We start from the raw sequence: 1,602 nt of genomic DNA, 5'->3' as shown, positions 1-1,602 counted from the left end.
CCATAACTACAATCTAAGGTTCTTTTTATTATACCCTAATTTTTGTTCATTATTATTTAATTTTTGTGAATTTTATGTTTTCTATAAATTTAATTATTTTACTTTAACAATTCATTACGCATTTAGCATTTCAAGGCATACACAATATTTATTACTATGATTTCATTTTATCTGCTGCAAAAACAATCATTATAACTCTTTTTCCATAATTAAATCTGTATCCGTTACATCACCTGTTTGAAAATGATGTTCACCAACCACTTTAAATCCATGACGTTTATAAAATGCTTGAGCACGAGGATTATGCTCCCAAACTCCTAGCCAAATTTTATGTTTATTATGTTCTTGAGCAATTTTTTCGGCCAATTCTATCAATTGTGAACCTCTTCCGCCACCTTGAAAGTCTTTCAAAAAATATATGCGCTGCACTTCTAAATAGGTCTCCCCCATTTCTTCAGTTTGAGCACTATTAATATTCATCTTTATATAACCAACATTCGCACCATCTTCTTGATAAAAATAATGAAATGAATCTACATGGTTAATCTCTTGTGTAAATTTTTCTACAGTATAATTGTCTTTAAAAAATTGATCAAAATCTTTGTCATCATAGTAAGAACCAAACGTGTCATAAAATGTTCTAGTTGCTAATTCAACTAATTCACTAGCATTTTGTTCTGAAATTTCTTTGATTATCCCAGCCATATAAATCCTCCAATAAACAGTGATCGAATCAAAATATTACTTATGTTATTTTTCAGCCAAAACTATTTAAAAATACATTAACACAAATCAATTACAAATTGTATTGATTGTGTGTAACATCAATAAATGATACATTTATTCCAGTAAAATGGCCGTATTTTCAAAAGAGAAAAAGAGAGGATGTATCGTTGTGATAGAAACATTTAAAGCGTTTGTAATTGATAAAGATGAGAGCGGTAAAGTGACACCAACTTTCAAACAATTATCGCCTACTGATTTACCTAAAGGAGATGTGCTGATTAAAGTACATTACTCTGGTATAAATTATAAAGATGCTTTAGCGACTCAAGATCATAATGCAGTCGTAAAATCGTATCCTATGATTCCAGGAATAGATTTAGCTGGAACAATTGTTGAATCCGAAGCACCAGGCTTTGAAAAAGGAGAACAAGTAATTGTAACGAGTTATGACCTAGGTGTTAGCCATTATGGCGGTTTTAGTGAATATGCGCGTGTAAAATCAGAATGGATTATCAAGCTTCCTGATACTTTAACATTAGAAGAATCAATGATATATGGCACAGCTGGTTATACTGCCGGTTTAGCAATTGAAAGACTTGAAAAAGTTGGAATGAATATTGAAGATGGTCCTGTACTCGTTCGCGGTGCTTCAGGTGGTGTCGGTACTTTAGCAGTACTCATGCTTAATGAACTTGGTTATAAAGTTATCGCAAGTACAGGTAAACAAGATGTTAGCGATCAATTACTTGAACTTGGTGCCAAAGAAGTTATCGATCGACTTCCTGTTGAAGATGATCATAAAAAGCCACTCGCATCATCAACTTGGCAAGCTTGTGTAGACCCTGTTGGTGGCGAAGGTATTAATTATGTTACAAA

The 1,602-nt window shown here is 32.5% G+C and carries 2 protein-coding genes; one reads left to right on the top strand and one right to left on the bottom strand.

All coding sequences use genetic code 11. The features are described from left to right. Positions 1–189: 189 nt before the first annotated feature. Positions 190–705: a GNAT family N-acetyltransferase gene (locus IDG60_RS13420; protein ID WP_000907311.1), complete on the bottom strand. Its 516-nt coding sequence runs from the start codon at positions 703–705 to the stop codon at positions 190–192. A 190-nt stretch (positions 706–895) separates the two neighbouring features. Between IDG60_RS13420 and IDG60_RS13415 the strand changes: the two genes are divergently transcribed. Next, on the top strand, positions 896–1,602 hold a 707-nt coding region (locus IDG60_RS13415; protein WP_206160787.1), incomplete at its 3' end, for an acrylyl-CoA reductase family protein.

This window comes from Staphylococcus sp. EG-SA-2, assembly GCF_017152085.1.
The sequence above is the reverse complement of the archived record's forward strand: the minus strand, read 5'-3'. Positions and strand labels throughout refer to the sequence as shown.

Coding starts and splice junctions, on each gene's coding strand:
- IDG60_RS13420 (WP_000907311.1), bottom strand. CDS start 705: ATGGCTGGGATAATCAAAGAAATTTCAGAACAAAATGCTAGTGAATTA.